Origin of the sequence: Kitasatospora phosalacinea (assembly GCF_000716545.1) — a bacterium.
GTDB classification, from domain to species: Bacteria; Actinomycetota; Actinomycetes; order Streptomycetales; family Streptomycetaceae; genus Kitasatospora; species Kitasatospora phosalacinea.
Map to the genome: position 1 here is coordinate 1 of NZ_JNWZ01000166.1, position 791 is coordinate 791.

A 791-nucleotide genomic window follows, 5' to 3' on the forward strand; every position below is an offset into this window, starting at 1 on the left:
CCGGAAGGTGTGCTCCAGGTCGAATCGGCGCAGGAAGGACTGCCACCACAGGTCCACGTCCGTGCCGGTGGCTGTGGTGGCCGAGCACCACAGCCAGACTGGTTTCGGGTCCCGGTCGCCCGGCAGACGCTCGACCTTGAGCCGGATCAACGTGCCATGCAGGATGGGTAGTTCCTCCTCGGCGTGGTCCAGCCAGGGGCCGCGGTGGGTGAGCCGGGGGTGCATCCGGTCCCAGGCCGTCGCCTCGGCGGTGCCGTAGCGGGTGGTGTCGGTGGCCGTGGTGGTGTCGGGGGTGTGCCAGGTGTCGGGTTTGGCGAAGGTGAGGACTCCGCCGTGTCGGCGGGGTCGCCCGCCCTTCGGCCCGCGGCGGTCGGGGCCGGGGTCGCGGAGCATGACGCGGTCCGAGCGCAGACGGCCGAGCAGGACGACGGGCAGGTCGGCCAGGGCGTGGGAGAGGGAGGTGACGTCGTAGCCGGAGTCCATCACGATCAGGATCTCCGGGTTGCCCGGCTCCCAGTGGCCGGCCCGGAGCAACCGCTCGACGACACCGCGCAGTTGGATGGCGGTGACGGCGGTAGCGTCATCGGCCGGCCCGAGCCGCACGGCATCCAGCAGCGCGACCCAGGAGGTGCGGCCCGTTTCCAGCGCGGCGACGAAGGAGTACGGCCAGCCCGGAACGAACTGGTCCTGGTTGCGGTCCCCGCGTCCGTAGACATGGCAGAACAGCCGCTCGTCGCTTGTCGGGGCGTCGGGGCGGAGCCAGTTGCTCACGTCCACGGCCAGCACGATCC

Annotated in this window: 1 protein-coding gene; it reads right to left on the reverse strand. The window is 71.6% G+C overall.

The genetic code is table 11. The annotated features are described in order from the left end of the window. On the reverse strand, positions 1–791 hold a 791-nt coding region (locus OO48_RS33955), incomplete at both ends, for a transposase (RefSeq protein ID WP_033223509.1).